The 15592-nt window shown below is 70.5% G+C and carries 15 protein-coding genes; 14 read left to right on the forward strand and 1 reads right to left on the reverse strand.

Annotated elements, in window-relative coordinates:
• Positions 1 to 43 precede the first annotated feature (43 nt).
• Entirely contained in the window at positions 44 to 2062 is a 2019-nt protein-coding gene (locus ACTMO_RS0105630; RefSeq protein WP_157062797.1) for a primosomal protein N', read from the forward strand.
• A 6-nt stretch (positions 2063 to 2068) separates the two neighbouring features.
• Here the strand turns inward: ACTMO_RS0105630 and ACTMO_RS20410 are convergent, their stop codons facing one another.
• Positions 2069 to 3151, reverse strand: a complete 1083-nt coding sequence (locus tag ACTMO_RS20410; protein WP_157062798.1) for a polysaccharide deacetylase family protein — start codon at positions 3149 to 3151, stop codon at positions 2069 to 2071.
• Positions 3152 to 3309: 158 nt separating this feature from the next.
• Between ACTMO_RS20410 and ACTMO_RS0105640 the strand changes: the two genes are divergently transcribed.
• The 13 genes from ACTMO_RS0105640 to ACTMO_RS0105700 all read left to right on the forward strand — a co-directional run bounded on the left by ACTMO_RS0105640 (position 3310) and on the right by ACTMO_RS0105700 (position 15472).
• A complete protein-coding gene (locus ACTMO_RS0105640; RefSeq protein WP_026448911.1) occupies positions 3310 to 4950 on the forward strand; it encodes a putative glycoside hydrolase in 1641 nt (546 codons plus the stop codon).
• A 143-nt stretch (positions 4951 to 5093) separates the two neighbouring features.
• Complete coding sequence (def, locus tag ACTMO_RS0105645) at positions 5094 to 5630, forward strand: peptide deformylase (RefSeq protein WP_019853694.1); 537 nt, start codon at positions 5094 to 5096, stop codon at positions 5628 to 5630.
• Positions 5631 to 5642: 12 nt separating this feature from the next.
• Positions 5643 to 6581 carry a methionyl-tRNA formyltransferase gene (gene fmt, locus ACTMO_RS0105650; protein ID WP_019853695.1) on the forward strand — a complete coding sequence of 313 codons (939 nt, stop codon included), beginning with the start codon at positions 5643 to 5645 and terminating at the stop codon, positions 6579 to 6581.
• Complete coding sequence (locus ACTMO_RS0105655; protein ID WP_019853696.1) at positions 6578 to 7996, forward strand: RsmB/NOP family class I SAM-dependent RNA methyltransferase; 1419 nt, start codon at positions 6578 to 6580, stop codon at positions 7994 to 7996. Before fmt ends, ACTMO_RS0105655 begins: the two co-directional genes overlap by 4 nt.
• A 91-nt stretch (positions 7997 to 8087) precedes the next feature.
• Positions 8088 to 8501 carry an OsmC family protein gene (locus ACTMO_RS0105660; RefSeq protein ID WP_033401741.1) on the forward strand — a complete coding sequence of 138 codons (414 nt, stop codon included), beginning with the start codon at positions 8088 to 8090 and terminating at the stop codon, positions 8499 to 8501.
• Positions 8502 to 8575: 74 nt separating this feature from the next.
• A complete protein-coding gene (locus ACTMO_RS0105665) occupies positions 8576 to 9037 on the forward strand; it encodes a nucleoside deaminase (RefSeq protein WP_019853698.1) in 462 nt (153 codons plus the stop codon).
• A gap of 165 nt (positions 9038 to 9202) precedes the next feature.
• Positions 9203 to 10594, forward strand: a complete 1392-nt coding sequence (locus ACTMO_RS0105670) for an amino acid permease (RefSeq protein WP_019853699.1) — start codon at positions 9203 to 9205, stop codon at positions 10592 to 10594.
• Positions 10595 to 10768: 174 nt separating this feature from the next.
• The gene (gene rpe, locus ACTMO_RS0105675) at positions 10769 to 11446 is read left to right on the forward strand and encodes a ribulose-phosphate 3-epimerase (protein WP_019853700.1); all 678 of its coding nucleotides are present in this window, start codon (positions 10769 to 10771) and stop codon (positions 11444 to 11446) included.
• The gene (gene ribD / locus ACTMO_RS0105680; protein WP_019853701.1) at positions 11443 to 12483 is read left to right on the forward strand and encodes a bifunctional diaminohydroxyphosphoribosylaminopyrimidine deaminase/5-amino-6-(5-phosphoribosylamino)uracil reductase RibD; all 1041 of its coding nucleotides are present in this window, start codon (positions 11443 to 11445) and stop codon (positions 12481 to 12483) included. Before rpe ends, ribD begins: the two co-directional genes overlap by 4 nt.
• A gap of 76 nt (positions 12484 to 12559) precedes the next feature.
• Positions 12560 to 13201, forward strand: coding sequence for a riboflavin synthase (locus tag ACTMO_RS0105685; RefSeq protein WP_019853702.1), 642 nt, complete (start codon positions 12560 to 12562; stop codon positions 13199 to 13201).
• 50 nt (positions 13202 to 13251) lie between these two features.
• A complete protein-coding gene (locus tag ACTMO_RS0105690; protein ID WP_051099202.1) occupies positions 13252 to 14520 on the forward strand; it encodes a bifunctional 3,4-dihydroxy-2-butanone-4-phosphate synthase/GTP cyclohydrolase II in 1269 nt (422 codons plus the stop codon).
• Entirely contained in the window at positions 14517 to 15017 is a 501-nt protein-coding gene (ribH, locus tag ACTMO_RS0105695; RefSeq protein WP_019853704.1) for a 6,7-dimethyl-8-ribityllumazine synthase, read from the forward strand. Before ACTMO_RS0105690 ends, ribH begins: the two co-directional genes overlap by 4 nt.
• The gene (locus ACTMO_RS0105700) at positions 15014 to 15472 is read left to right on the forward strand and encodes a PH domain-containing protein (RefSeq protein ID WP_019853705.1); all 459 of its coding nucleotides are present in this window, start codon (positions 15014 to 15016) and stop codon (positions 15470 to 15472) included. Before ribH ends, ACTMO_RS0105700 begins: the two co-directional genes overlap by 4 nt.
• The last annotated feature ends 120 nt before the right edge of the window (positions 15473 to 15592 follow it).

Genomic DNA, 15592 nt, shown 5'->3' on the forward strand with positions numbered 1-15592 from the left:
CGGTAGGGTTCCCGCCGGTCCGTACCGGTGAGGGGGAGGTCGCGTGTCGAGGTCGAAAGCCGCGGGGGGAGGGGGATCCCGGGGCGGCAGCCGGGTGCCCGCCGCCGAGCTGCCGGTGGCGAGGGTGCTCGTCGACGTGTCACCACACCACCTGGACCGGCCCTTCGACTACCTGATCCCCGCGCGGTGGGACGCGGAGGCCGTGCCGGGGTGCCGCGTCCGAGTGCGGTTCAACGGCAGACTGCTGGACGGTTTCCTGCTCGAACGGGTGGCCGAATCGGAGTACGCCGGCCGGTTGTCCTGGTTGCAGCGGGTCGTCTCCACCGAGCCCGTGCTGTCCGGACGGACCCTGGAGTTGGTTCGGGCGGTGGCCCGCCGTTACGCGGGGACGATGAGTGACGTGGTGAGCCTGGCCGTTCCTCCCAGGCACGCCGGGGCCGAGAACGAGCCCGCGGGCCAAGCCGCCTCCGCCCCCGCCGCGCCCTCCCGTACGGGATGGGGCGAGTACGAGAACGGACGGACCTTCCTGGAGGCCGTCCACGCGGGCCGGCCCGCCCGTGCGGTGTGGCAGGCGCTGCCCGGTGAGGACTGGGCGAGGAGACTGGCCGAGCTGGTCGCCACGGCCGCCGCGGCGGGACGGGGCACGGTGGTGGTGGTGCCCGACCAGCGCGATCTGGACAGGCTGAGCGAAGTCTGCACCGAGCTGCTGGGGGCGGAACGTTTCGTGGCGCTGTCCGGAGAGTTGGATCCGGCCGAGCGGTACCGCCGCTGGCTGGCGGTGCACCGGGGGAAGGTGCGCACGGTGGTGGGAACCCGGGCGGCCGTGTTCGCCCCGGTGGCCGAGCCCGGTCTGCTGGTCGTCTGGGACGACGGGGACGAGCTGCACGCCTACCCCCGGGCTCCCTATCCCCACGTCCGCGACGTGCTGACCCACCGTTCCCACGCGGTGGGTGCGGCGCTGCTCGTCGGAGGGTTCGCCCGGACCGCCGAGGCCGGTCTGCTGGTGGAGTCGGGCTGGGCCCGCGAGATCGTGGCCCCGCGCCCCACGGTGCGCGCGCGGGCCCCCCGGGTCACCGCCGTCGGCGAGGACGACCGCCAGCTGGAACGGGATCCGGACACCCGGGCGGCGCGGCTGCCGGCCGTGGCCTTCGAGGCCGCCAGGAACGCCCTGCGGGAGAACCGGCCGGTACTCGTGCAGGTCCCCCGAAAGGGGTATGTGCCCGCCCTGGCCTGCGCGGGGTGCCGGGAACGCGCCCGGTGTCGGCACTGCGGTGGGCCGTTGGCTGTGCGGGAACGCCTCGGAACGGAGATCACCCCGGTCTCCTGCCGCTGGTGCGGACACGGTGAGGCCGGTTTCCGCTGCGACAACTGCGGCTCCGACAGGCTGCGCGCGATCGTGGTGGGAGCCAGCCGCACGGCCGAGGAACTGGGAAGGGCCTTCAGCGGGGTCGTCGTACGTACCTCGGGAGGGGGGAGGATCCTGGACCGGGTGCCGTCCGGTCCGTCACTGGTGGTGTCCACTCCCGGCGCCGAGCCTCCCGTCGCGGGGGGATACGGGGCGGCACTGTTGCTGGACGCCCGTGCCCTGTTGTCCCGTCCCGACCTGCGGGCGGGTGAGCAGGCTCTGCGGCTGTGGCTGGCGGCGGCGAGCCTGGTGCGCCCCGCTGACCGGGGCGGGCGTGTGGTGGTACTGGCGGACTCCTCGTTCACCCAGGTGCAGGCCCTGGTGCGGTGGGATCCGCGCTGGTACGCCTCGGTGGAGCTGGCCGCCCGGAACGAGCTGGGCTTCCCCCCGGTGAAACGGGTCGCCTCGGTGGACGGTTCCGCCTCGGCCGTGACCGCCCTGCTGGAGCGCATCCGACTTCCCGAGGGGGCGGAGGTGCTGGGGCCGGTCCCGTTGGAGGAGGACACCGACTCCGGGCCGCGCGAACGTGCCCTGGTCCGCGCCCCCCGGCAGCAGGGGCGTGCCCTGGCGGACGCGTTGTGGACGGCGCAGGCCGCGCACGCCCGGAGCGGCGGTGACCCGGTTCGGGTCCGGCTGGATCCGCTGGAGCTGATCTGAGCCGGGTCAGTAGGGGTTGAACTCCCGCTCGGACTCCGCGGCCGGGGTGACCGAGCTGTCGGCGGGGTAGGAGACCACCGAGGGATCCCCGTCCGATGTGTACCTGCGGGAGGGCTCCGCGGCGAGTTTGTCCAGCCAGGCGGTCGAGCCGAGTTCCGCTCCGGAACCGGAGTCGCCCTGGGAACGGATCCGGGGCACGTTCAGCGGGTCGAAACCGGCCGCGTGGGGAGAGGGTGCCGGACGCGCTCCGACCAGCAGCACCGCGTCGTGGTGATAGCGCGTTCCCCGCGACTCCCCGCTGCGGGCCAGTTGTTCGCTGTCCGGGTGGACTCCACGCGGCAGGGCGAACGTGCTCACCTCGGCGTCGGGGACGGCGTCGAGGATCTCGCGGCGCATCCCCGCGATCTGGTGTGTCACTTCGGAGGCGGAGACGGTGGACAGGGTAGGGTGGTCCAGGGTGTGGTTGCCGAGTTCGAACCCGTGTTCGTGCAGCCACCGCAGCTTCCGCTCGGCCTGTTCGCCGCCGAACGGCGGGTTGGTGACGTAGAAGGAGGCCACGGGGCGGAAGTCCTCGTGGGAGGCGGCCACGTCGCGAAGGATGGCCACGGCCGTGTCCGCCGCCGGTTTCCCCTCCTCGTTCAGCCGGAACTGGCTCTCCGCGGCGTCGTCGAAGGTCAGTACGACCGGGTGTTTGCCCGCGGGAACGTCCATCCTCCCGGTGGCGTACTCGGAGGTGGTCACCGGGACGTAGTCCTCCTCGGCCAGTCTGCGCAGTTCGGCGCGGAACTGTCGCGGGGTGCGGTCGTAGACGCTCGTGGGCTCGGGGGTGATCCGGTGGTACATCAGGACGGGGATCTCCCCGAGTTCGTTGGCCCCCACCTCGGACGGTGCCGGAGTGGTGGGGGACGGCGCGGGTGTGGAGTCCGGTGTCGACGACTGGGAGCTCTCCGCGCGGTCGGCCTCCGAACTCCCGGGCGAGGCGCAGCCCCCGGCGAACAGGAGTCCGACGGAGACGGACAGCGCGAGCAGCGCACGCGGGCGCGGGGTGCTGTGACGAGTGGACTGTCTTGCTCGGTGGGAACTCCTCATGAATTCCGAACTGTAGACAACATCGGCCCGGTTTTGGTTACTCCATGCCGGGCATTGCCCGAATTATTGGTCCCTGTCACCGTGGAATACGACGTTTTGTCGCGATCTGCGAGCGGCACGGCGTCGGCTTACCGTGGTGATTCAGGTGAGGTGACACGATGGTTGAACCGACGCCAGAAGAAAAAGACAACATCAACGTTTCCGACGAAACGAAGTCGGAGAGGCCCCCTCGCAGGCGTGCCCGTTCTTCCTGGTTCAGGATTCTGCTGAGCGCGGCGGGCTTGCTCGTCGTGGTCGGGGGAATCTGGGTGGCTTATCTGACGAACGAGCAACGGCCCACAGTGTCCGGTCTTCCCGACCACCCGGTGCGTCCGGCGGACGTGGCGGAGCAGGGCATCGAGGTCCGGGCGGAGTCCCCGACGGAGGTCACCGCCACGGTCGACGGAAACCCCGTCCCCGTCAGCGTGAACGACGAGGGGGCCGTGTTACGTCCCGGCAAGCTCTCCGAGGGTGAGCACCGGCTCCGGGTCGAGGTGAGATCCGGTTCGCTGCCCTGGAACCGGACCCTGCAACGGGATTTCACGGTGGACGCAACCGCGCCGGAGCTGGAAACCCCCGACAGCGTCACCGGCGAGTCCTTCTCCGAGCCGGTGACCGTCCAGGGGCGCGCCCGGGGTGCGGACTGGATCGAGGTCGCCGGCCAGCGGGTCAGCCCCGACGAATCCGGGCGGTTCAGCAGGGAGCTCGACGACCCGCCGGCCACGGTCACCGTGACGGCCGGGGACCGGGCGGGCAACAGCTCCTCCGCCGAGGTGCGGGTCGAGATGGACCATCCCGGCATGCGCGCGGTGCACATGAGCGGCATGGCCTGGGCCAGCGACCAGCTGCGCGAACCGGTGCTGCGGATGGCCCGCGAGGGGCGCATCGACACCGTGGAACTGGACCTCAAGGACGAGAGCGGTGAGGTCCAGTACGACTCCGGGGTGGCCCTGGCCGAGCGGATCGGCGCGGACAAGGGCTACTTCGACGCGAAGAAGACGGTCGAGCAGCTGCACGATCTCGGCGTCCGTGTGGTGGGCAGGCTGGTCGCCTTCAAGGACCCGGTGCTGGCCGAGGCGTCCTGGAAGTCCGGTCACCGGGAGCGCGTGGTGCAGACCCCGGGCGGAGGTCCCTACAACGGTGGCTACGGGGACTACTCGTTCACCAACTTCGCCAACCCGGTGGTTCGGGACTACAACGTCGACATAGCCGAGGAGGCGGCCCGGCTCGGCTTCGACGACATCCTCTATGACTACGTCCGCAGGCCGGACGGTGACATCGGCAGTATGCGTTTCACCGGGCTGGACTCGACGCCCTCGGAGAGCATCGCGGGTTTCCTGCAGCAGACCCGTGATCGACTTCGCGGTCACGACACTTTCCTCGGTGCTTCGGTGTTCGGGATCACGGTCAACCGACCCGAGTCGGTGGGGCAGAACATTCCCAGAATCGCCTCCTACGTGGACTATGTGGCCCCGATGATCTATCCCTCCCACTGGGGTGCCGGTGAGTACGACGTGGCTGATCCGAACAACGAACCGTACAAGATCGTGAATCGTTCCCTGCGGGACTGGCAAAGCGCCGTCGAGGGCACGGGGGCCGAGGTGATTCCCTGGTTGCAGGATTTCAGTCTCGGGGTGCACTACGGACCGGACAAGGTTCGGGCGCAGATCGAGGCGACCAGGACGAACGGGATCGACTCGTTCCTGTTGTGGTCACCCTCCTGCCGGTACACGGCCGAGGCGCTGACGGCCACTCCCTGAGGAGTCCTCGTGGGAGGCTCCGCTCGTGCGGTGGGGCCGTCGGGAACGGGTCACCACGCTCCCCGCGTCGGGAGTGTGGTGACCCGTTCCCTCCGTGAGGAGGTACTACACTGGCCGACAACGTCCTGACGGCGGGGGAGCGTGTGACTGTCCGGCGGATCGGCAGGTTCGGGGATCCGGCCCTGCGACGGACGAGTGTCGAGGTCGTCGATTTCGACCGGCGGTTGCGGGCGCTGGTGCGTGATCTGTGGGAGACCATGGAGGAACGGGGCGGCGCCGGACTCGCCGCTCCCCAGCTGGGCGTGGCGCTGCGGGTGTTCACGTACCATTGCGACGGTTACGCGGGTCATCTGGTCAATCCCTCGTTGCGGTGGTCCGGGGAGGAAACGCGGGACGGGCCGGAGGGATGCCTGTCCGTGCCCGGGCTGTTCCGCAGATGCCGTCGTCGTCGGGTCGCACTCGCCCGTGGCTGGAACATGTACGGGGAACCGGTGGAGGTGAGTGGCTCCGAGCTGTTGGCGCGGTGTCTGCAGCACGAGGTCGACCACCTCGACGGAGTACTGTTCCTGGACCGCCTGGACGAACGGGAGCGTGGCAGCGCGCTTCGTGCGATTCGCGCGGCTTCCTGGTTCGACGGTTCCGGAGTGGTGGTCGGACAGGATCCGCACTCGTCGTTCTGAAGGGACTGGATCATGCGTCTGGTATTCGCGGGGACACCGGCTCCGGCCGTTCCCGCCCTGCGCGAGCTGCTGGCATCCCGGCACGAGGTGGTCGGTGTGGTCACCCGCCCGGACGCTCCCTCGGGCCGGGGGCGCAGGACGGTGCCCTCTCCTGTTCGCGAGTGCGCCGAGGAGCACGGGGTCGAGGTGCTGACTCCGGAACGGGCCTCGGATCCGGAGTTTCTGGACCGGCTCGCCGCCCTGGCCCCGGACTGCTGCCCCGTGGTGGCCTACGGAGCCTTGCTGCGGGAACGGGCGCTGTCGATCCCCCGACACGGATGGGTGAATCTGCACTTTTCGTTGTTGCCCGCCTGGCGAGGAGCGGCTCCGGTGCAGGCCGCGATCCGTCACGGTGACGACATCACGGGGGCGACGACGTTCCGCATCGTTCCCGAACTGGACGCGGGGCCGACCTTCGGTATGGTCACCGAACGGGTCGAGCCAACCGACACCAGCGGCTCGCTGCTGGAGAAACTGTCGGTGTCGGGAGCCCGGCTGTTGGTGTCCACGATGGATGCCCTCGAGGAGGGTACCGTCCGTGCCGAACCACAGCCCGCCGAGGGAGTGAGTTATGCCCCGAAAGTGACGGTGGACGACGCCAAGGTCGACTTCGGCCTGCCGGCGCACGTCGTCGACCGGATCATTCGTTCCGTCACCCCGGACCCGGGGGCCTGGGCATGGTTGGGGGACACTCGCCTCAAACTGGGCCCGGTGGAGGTCCTCACCGAGGACGCCTCGACGGTGGGGGATCCGCGACCGGGTGAGATCGTCGTGCAGCGTCGTCGGGTCCTGGTCGGGACCGCCACGCGCCCCGTGCGACTCGGCGAGGTGCAGGCGCACGGCAAGAAACGTATGCCGGCCACGGACTGGGCACGTGGCGTGAACATCGAACAAGGAACCGTGCTGAAGTGAGTCGCGAACGTGGCCGGGACAACTCCCGGCCGAAGAACTCCCGTCCACCCCGCAGGCGTGCCGAACGGGCCAAACCCCCGGTCGAGGACCCCGCCCGCACCGCCGCGCTGGAGACGCTGCGCGCGGTGCGGGAACGGGACGCCTACGCCAACCTGGTGCTGCCCGGGATGCTGCGTCGACACCGCGTCTCCGGCAGGGACGCCGCCCTGGCCACCGAACTGGCCTACGGGGCCTGTCGGGCCCGGGGACTGCTGGACGCGGTGATCGCCGACTGTAGCGACCGGCCGCTGGAACGCATCGATCCCCTGCTGCTCGACGCGCTGCGGCTGGGGACCTACCAGTTGCTGCGCACCCGGATACCGGGACACGCGGCGGTGGGGGCGACGGTGGAGCTGGTACGAACCAACAGCGGCTCCAGACTGGCCGGTTTCGCCAACGCGGTGCTGCGGCGAGTCGGGGAACGCACCGAGGAGGAGTGGGTCAGCAGGCTCGCCCCGGACCCGGACGAGGATCCGGTGGGACACGTGGCTTTCCGGCACGCCCACCCCCGGTGGATCGCCCGCGCCTTCGCCGACGCGCTCGGTGGAACAGCGGAGCTGGACGCGGCACTGGCCGCCGACGACGAACGCCCCGCCGTGCACCTGGCCGCCCGTCCCGGTGAGATCAGCGCGGACGAGCTGGCCGCCGTCACCGGCGGCGACCCCGCTCCCTACTCTCCCTACGGTGTGCACCTCGAAGCCGGTTCCGGGGACCCCGGACAGTTGGAGGCGGTGCGGGAGGGCTTCGCCGCCGTCCAGGACGAGGGAAGCCAGCTGGCCGCCTTGGCACTGACCCAACCGGAGATCGAGGGTTCGGACACCCGTTGGTTGGACCTGTGCGCCGGGCCGGGAGGCAAGGCCAATCTGCTCGGTGCGCTGGTGACCCTGGACGGCGGCACACTGGACGCGGTGGAGCAGGCCGAGCACCGTGCCGAACTGGTCACCTCGGCCACCCAGGGGCTCTCGGTCACCGTGCGGGTCGCCGACGGGCGCGACTTCGGCGAGGCCGACTCCTACGACCGCGTGCTGGTGGACGCTCCCTGTACCGGCCTGGGTGCGCTGCGGCGCAGACCGGAGTCCCGGTGGCGCAGGGGACCCGAGGACGTCGATGAGCTCGTACGGTTGCAGCGGGAGCTGTTGCGTGCCGCGCTCACGGTGACCCGTCCGGGAGGGGTGGTGGCCTATGTGGTCTGCTCCCCGCATCCGGAGGAGACCACCGGTGTGGTGAACGACGTCCTCCGGCAGACGGACGCGCGGGAGTTGGACGCCCGTGCCTGCTTCCCCGGTGTTCCCGACCTCGGGGAGGGGCCCTTCGTGCAGTTGTGGCCGCACCGGCACGGAACGGACGCGATGTTCTGCGCCCTGCTGCGGGTCTGAGCCCGACCCAGGTCGTTGTCGACCCGGTGCCCACGGCATCCGGGAGACGTTGTCGAGAAGTACCCGCTGGCGGATTCGAGAGGTGTGCACGGTGTCCACTCCCGTGACGGTGACCAGGACCGGAAGCTCCACGTTCACCGCGTCCAACGGCCGTGGTGGCCGGGTGACGATCGCCCACGAGGACGCGGAGGACGGTTTCACCCCGGGCGAACTGCTGCTGGCCGCGATCGCCGGCTGTGCCCAGCTGACGAGCGAGAACCTGCTGACCAGGAGACTGGGGCAGCGGACCCCGGTCACGGTGCACGCCGACCGGGAGCTCGACGAGCGGGACCCCGACCGGTTCGCCTCCGTGCGGCTGTCCTTCGACGTGGACCTTTCCGGGATGGGTGACCGGACGGAGCGTGCGAAACTGGTTGAGGCCGTCGAACGCGCCATCGCCCGGAAGTGCACCGTCAGCCGCAGCGTGGAGCACGGCACGCCGGTGGAGATCTCCCTGCCGGGCTGACCCGTCGTCGCGTTCGGCGGGCCGCCGTGACGGCGTGGCCGGGCGTGGCATGTCGAACGTGGAGGGTGGAGCCGATGGATCACCGGAGCAGGCTGCGCGAGTACCGGCGCTGGTTGGCGGTGGCGGCGGAGCAGGCCGCCCTCGGGGCGCGCGAGGGCGGTGTTCCCGTCGGGGCGGCCCTCGTCGACTCCCGGGGGGAGATCCTCGGGCGGGGACGCAATCGACGGGTGCAGGACGGTGATCCCACCGCGCACGCGGAGACGAGCGCTTTCCGCGCCGCGGGCAGACTGCGGGACTACGGCGACACGACGATGGTCACCACCCTGTCCCCGTGCTGGTTCTGCAGCGGACTGGTGCGTCAGTTCGGCATCGGACGGATCGTGATCGGCGAGGCCAGGAACTTCTGCGGCGGCCACGACTGGCTGGCCGAGAACGGCGTGGAGGTGGTCCTGCTCGACGACGCCGAGTGCATGCGCATGATGGGCGAGTTCATCGCCGCCTCTCCCGGACTGTGGAACGAGGACATCGGGGCGTAGTTCCCTCGCCCGGCCGAGCGGCCCGGCCTTCCCGCCCCGCGGGGATGTGCGGTCCGCCTGACCACCGGCAATCCCGGTTCCACCACGTCGTCACCCTTTCGGAGGGCCTGCCTAGGGTTGACTGGCGTTTTTCGGACAGTCGAGTGACCGAGAGAGGGCCCCGGGGTGGAACACGAACGGGTGCGGGAACGCGAAAGCGGTTTACGCAGGGATCTCAACAGCAGACAGGTCGGCATGATCGCCGTGGGCGGGGCGATCGGCACCGGGCTCTTCCTCGGGTCCGGGTTGGCGATATCGATCGCGGGACCCGCCGTACTCCTCGCCTACGCCGTCGCGGCGCTGGTGGCTCTGGCGCTGGCGTACGCGCTGGCCGAGATGATGGTGGTCCATCCCGAGGCCGGCGGGTTCGGGGCCATCGCGCACCGCTACCTCGGCGGCATGGCCGGTTTCGTGCAGCGGTGGATCTACTGGGCCGCCCAGGTGGTCAACATCGGCAGTGAGGTCGTCGCGGCGGGAATCTACTTCCGCTTCTGGTATCCCGAGATCCCGTTGTGGGCGCCGGTGGTCGCCTTCTCGGCGATCATGCTCGCGGTCAACGCCTCGGCCGTGCGCTACTTCGGCGAGTTCGAGTACTGGTTCGCCATGATCAAGGTCGTGACCATCGTGGTGTTCGTGGGCTTGGGGCTGGTCGCCATCTTCTTCGGCCTTCCCGGTGAACCCGCCACGGGAACCGGAGCCCTGACCGAGCACGGAGGTTTCCTGCCGAACGGCATCGGGGCGGTATGGCTGGCGCTGACCGTGGTCACCTTCTCCTACCTGGGCACTGAGGCGGTGTCGGTGACCGCCTCCGAGTCGCGCAACCCCACCAGGGACGTGCCCCGGGCGGCCCGTGGCATGGTGCTGCGGCTGGCGCTGTTCTACCTGCTGGGCATGTTCGTGATCGTGTCCATCCTGCCGTGGAACAGCGTCTCCACCGGTGAGGAGCTGACACAGAGTCCGTTCGTGCGGTTGTTCGACGCCGCCGGGGTGCCCGCCGCCGCGGGGGTGATGAACTTCGTCGTGCTCACGGCCGCCCTGTCCGCGATGAACACGAACCTCTACGTCACCTCCCGGATGACGTACTCGCTGGCCAGGGACGGCTACGCCCCGCGTTGGTTCGCCGGGTTGAGTCGCCAGGGCACGCCGCGCCGGTCGCTGGTGCTCTCCGCGGCCGGTCTCGCGCTGGCCGCCGCCGTGTCCGCGCTGTCCCCCGCCACCGCGTTCCCGGTGCTGCTGGGGATGGCGCTGTTCGGGGCGCTGCTGACCTGGCTGATCATCTTCGCCAGCCAGCTCGCCTTCCGACGTCGCAGGGCGGCGGCGGGGCTGCCCGCCTCTCCGGTCCGGTTGCCGGGGGCGCCGGTGACCACCGTGCTGGCCATGGTCTTCGTGCTGGCGGTGCTGTTGACCACCCCGTTCACCCCGCAGTTCGCGATGGCCTGGAAGGCGGGACTGCCGTTCGTGGGGGTGCTGCTGCTGGCGTACCTGCTGATCCGGCGTCGAGCCCGTGGTGAGGGGTAGCGACTCGTCCGGGGAGAGGGGTCCCGAGGCGCCGGTTCGCGGGGTTTCCGGCCCCGGCGGGGTGTTTCGTCCGCCGGGGCCGCCGGTGGGGACGGCCTTCCCGCCGCAACGCTGCGGGACAGTGCGGGGTGACCGCATCGGGGGAGCTATCATCCCATTGTGTCGAATCAGCCCATGATCGCGCCGTCCATCCTGTCCGCGGACTTCGCGCGGCTGGCCGAGGAGATGGCCGCCGTCGGAGGACCGGGACGGGGTGCCGACTGGCTGCACGTCGACGTCATGGACGCGCATTTCGTTCCCAACCTCACCCTGGGGTTGCCGGTGGTGGAGTCGCTGCTGCGCAACACCGGCACGCCGCTCGACTGCCATCTGATGATCGAGGACCCCGACCGGTGGGCACCGGGATACGCCGAGGCGGGCGCGCACAACGTCACGGTGCACGTCGAGGCCGCCGCCGAGCCGGTCGCGCTGGCCAAGAACCTGCACGCGGCCGGAGCCAACGCGGGACTGTCGATCAAACCGAACACGCCGCTGGATCCGTACACCGACCTGCTCCGGCACTACGACACCTTGCTGGTCATGTCCGTGGAGCCCGGTTTCGGCGGGCAGAGGTTCATGCCCGAGGTGCTGGACAAGGTGCGCGCGGCGCGCCGCATGGTGGATACCGGACACCTGAACCTGCTCGTCGAGATCGACGGCGGGATCAACGCCGACACGATCGAGCAGGCCGCCGAGGCCGGTGTGGACTGCTTCGTGGCCGGGTCCGCCGTCTACGGCGCCGACGAGCCCGAACGCGCGGTGGAACAGCTGCGTTCCCGGGCGGCGGACGCCTTCGCCCACGGTCACCGATGACGGACTCGCGGTGGGCGCGCTCCCCCCGGATCGTCGAGGCCATGCGTCGGGCCGCCGAGCTCGCTGAGCGGGTGCGCGGAAGCACGAGTCCGAACCCTCCCGTGGGATGCGTGATCCTCGACGAGGCGGGGTCCGTGGTGGGAACCGGTGCCACCCGTCCGCCGGGCGGCCCGCACGCCGAGGTCGTCGCACTGCGCGAGGCGGGCTCGGCGGCCCGGGGCGGTACCGCCGTGGTCACTCTCGAACCCTGCGCGCACGTGGGCAGAACCGGCTCCTGCGCGGTGGCCCTGCGGGAGGCCGGGGTGGCCCGGGTGGTCCATGCGGTCGACGACCCCAACCCGTCCGCGGCGGGGGGAGCCGAGGAGCTGGCGAACTCCGGTGTGGCCGTGGCCGGCGGGGTGCTCGCCGAGGAGGTCTCGGCCGGTGCGTTGCGTGGCTGGCTGCGTTTCGTCCGGAACGGGCGTCCGCACGTCACCTGGAAGTACGCCGCCAGCCTCGACGGACGTTCGGCCGCTGTCGACGGCACCAGCCAGTGGATCAGTTCCCCCGAGTCCCGCGCCGAGGTGCACCGGCTTCGGGCGGGCTGTGACGCGGTGTTGGCGGGGACGGGGACGGTGCAGGCTGATGATCCGCGGTTGACGGTGCGTGACGAGTCCGGTGTCCCACTCCGGCGCCAGCCGCTGCGGGTGGTGCTCGGTGACCGGGAGCTTCCGGCTGGGGCCAGGGTGTTCGACGACTCCGCGGAGACCCTTCGGCTGCGCGGACGGGATCCCGGGGAGGCGCTGCGCGTGCTGGCCGAACGGGGCGTGGTGGAGGTCTTCCTGGAGGGCGGTCCCACGCTGGCCGGGGCGTTCCTGCGAGCCGGGGTGATCGACCGGGTGCAGGCCTTCGTGGCTCCCGCGCTGCTCGGCTCGGGCAGGTCCGCGCTCGGTGAGGCGGGCGTGGTGAGCCTCTCCCAGGCATGGCGCTTTTACTTCGAACGGGTCACCATGTGTGGACCGGACGTGTGGATCAGTGCTGTTCCCATGGAAGGATAGAGTGGAAACAGCGGCCTCGGTTCACTCGTTCAGGTGAGCGCTCCAGGCCGACGGAACGCCCGAAGGAGGGTGTCACGTGTTCACCGGAATCGTGGAGGAACTCGGGGAGATCGCCGCTGTCGATCCGGTCCCCGGGGGCGCGCGGATCGCCGTGCGCGCCTCGACGGTCACCTCCGACCTCGCCCACGGGGACTCGGTCTCGGTCAACGGAGTGTGCCTGACCGCCGTCGGGACCACGCGGGAACGGTTCACGGTGGACGTGGTCGACGAGACCCTGCGTCGTTCCACCCTCGGAGGGCTGGACGTCGGCGACCGGGTGAACCTGGAACGCGCGATGGCGCTCGGGGACCGGCTGGGCGGACACGTGGTGCAGGGACACGTGGACGCCACCGGCACGCTCGTCGACTCCGACGACGAGGGGCTCACCAGGATCTCGCTGCCCGAACGGCTGAGCGTCTACCTGGTGGAGAAGGGATCGGTCACCGTCGACGGCGTGTCGCTGACCGTGGTCGAGGCCGGTGACGACGAGTTCAGCGTGGCGCTGATCCCCACCACCCGCGAGCTGACCACGCTGGGCCTGCGCGCCCGAGGGGATCGGGTCAACATCGAGGTCGACGCGTTGGCCAAGCACGTGGAACGACTACTGAGACCCCAACTCGACCGGCTCGCCCGCACCGGAACGGCAGGTGCGGTGGACAATGGGGAAGGCAGGGAGTAATCGCGGTGAGCTCGAACGAGTCGAACCCCGGCGATGGGGGTGCACAGCAGGTGAACAACGCGGGTTTCGCCGAGATCGACCGTGCGCTGGCCGACATCGCGGCGGGCAGGCCGGTGGTCGTCGTCGACGACGAGGACCGCGAGAACGAGGGCGACCTGATCTTCGCCGCGGAGAAGGCCACTCCCGAGCTGCTCGCGTTCATGGTGCGCTACACCTCGGGATACGTGTGCACCGCGCTGACCGGGCAGGACTGCGACCGGCTCAACCTGCCTCCCATGTACCACGCCAACCAGGACCTGCACGGCACCGCCTACACGGTCACCGTCGACGCCGCCGAAGGCGTGGGTACCGGGATATCCGCCGCCGACCGGGCGCGCACCATCACCGTGCTCGCCGCGGAGAACTCCACGGCCGAGGACCTCAACCGCCCGGGGCACGTGGTCCCGCTGCGCGCCAGGGAGGGCGGAGTGCTGCGGCGCTCCGGCCACACCGAGGCAGCGGTGGACCTGGCCCGTCTCGCCGGGCTGCGCCCGGCGGGAGTGCTCTGTGAGATCGTCAGTGAGAAGAGCGAAGGCGAGATGGCCAAGCGCGACGAACTCGAGGTGTTCGCCTCCGAGCACGATCTCGCGTTGATCACCATCGCCGACCTGATCGCCTACCGCAGGCGCTTCGAGAAGCAGGTCCAGCTGGTCGCCGAGGCCCGCATCCCCACCGAACACGGAACCTTCCGCACCTTCGGCTACGACAGCCTGCTGGACGGCATCGAACACCTCGCGCTGGTCTACGGCGAGATCGGCGACGGTGAGGACATCCTGGTGCGGGTGCATTCGGAGTGTCTGACCGGCGACGTGCTCGGCTCGTTGCGCTGCGACTGTGGCCCCCAGCTGGACGCCGCCCTGGCCAGGGTGGCCGAGGCGGGCCGGGGCGTTGTGCTGTACATGCGCGGCCACGAGGGCCGCGGCATCGGGCTGATGCACAAACTCCAGGCCTACCAGCTGCAGGACGCCGGCGCCGACACCGTGGACGCCAATCTCAAGCTGGGGCTGGCTGTGGACGGCCGGGACTACGGGCAGGGCGCGCAGATCCTCTCCGACCTCGGGGTTCGCTCCATGAGGCTGTTGACCAACAACCCGGACAAGCGGGTGGGGCTGGAAAGCCACGGGCTGCGTATCGTGGGCAGGGAACCCCTTCCGATCCGGCCGAACGCGGAGAACCTGCGCTACCTGCGGACCAAACGTGACCGGATGGGGCACGAACTCCAGTACCTGGACGACGGTGAAGACTCCTCGCTCGGGGACGGCTCGGAGGTGACGGCATGAGCGGCGAGGGCAGTCCGCGTGTGCGGGTTCCGCACGCCCCGGGCGTTCGTCCCGCGGTCGCGGCGATCCGTTGGCACGCCGAGCTCGCCGACCGGATGCTGCGGCGGGCCCTGGACGCGGCCGAGCAGGCCGGGACGGCGGAGCCCCGGGTGGTGCGGGTTCCCGGTTCCATGGAACTGCCCGTGGTCTGCCAGCAGCTGGCGCACGACCACGACGCGGTCGTGGCGTTGGGAGTGGTGGTCCGCGGGGGGACTCCGCACTTCGAGTACGTCTGCGAGTCGGTCACCTCGGGGCTGGGTCGGGTCGCCCTGGACGAGGCCACGGCCGTGGGCAACGGGGTGCTGACGGTGGAGACCAGGGAACAGGCCGTGCAGCGTGCCGGGTTCGAGGACTCAGCCGAGGACAAGGGATTCGAGGCCATGACGGCGGCGTTGGAGACGGCGTTGGTGCTGCGGGAGCTTCGCGGCGACTACAGCAGTGAACGGGGTTTCCTGTGACGGCTTCCACGGGGACGGACAACGTGGTGCTGGCGCGCCCCGTGCGGGTGCGGAAGGTGGCCATCCCGGCCGCGACCGTGGTGTTCGTGGTCTGCGGCATCGCCGCGTTGATGCTGCGCCGCACCGCCAACGGTGTGCTGCTCACCGTCTCGGACCAGGTCGCGATGGCGGGCATCGGAGCGGTGCTGGCCGGGCTCATCCTGTTGACCCTGCGCCCGAGACTGCGTGCCGACGAGCACGGAGTGGAGGTGCGCAACGCGGTCCTCACCCGGTACTACCCCTGGTCCGAGGTGCGGGGGATCAGTTTCCCCGAAGGGGCCAGCTGCGCCCGGCTGGAACTGCCGGACGACGAGTACGAGCCGATCACGGCGATCCAGGCCTTCGACGGGGAGCGCGCCGTACTGGCCATGCGCGAACTGCGGAAACTGCGGCGGGAGATCGGTCAGCTCGAATGACTCCCGGACCCGGCGGTGCGCGGCGGCTCCCGCCGGACGGTAACCCGTGGTGCCGAGCGCGGTCCGGCGGTGCGGGAGAATGAGCGCGACACCGAGTCGGTCGCCGTGCAGGCGGTGAGG

The sequence above is a fragment of the Actinopolyspora mortivallis DSM 44261 genome (assembly GCF_000384035.1).
GTDB classification, from domain to species: domain Bacteria; phylum Actinomycetota; class Actinomycetes; order Mycobacteriales; family Pseudonocardiaceae; genus Actinopolyspora; species Actinopolyspora mortivallis.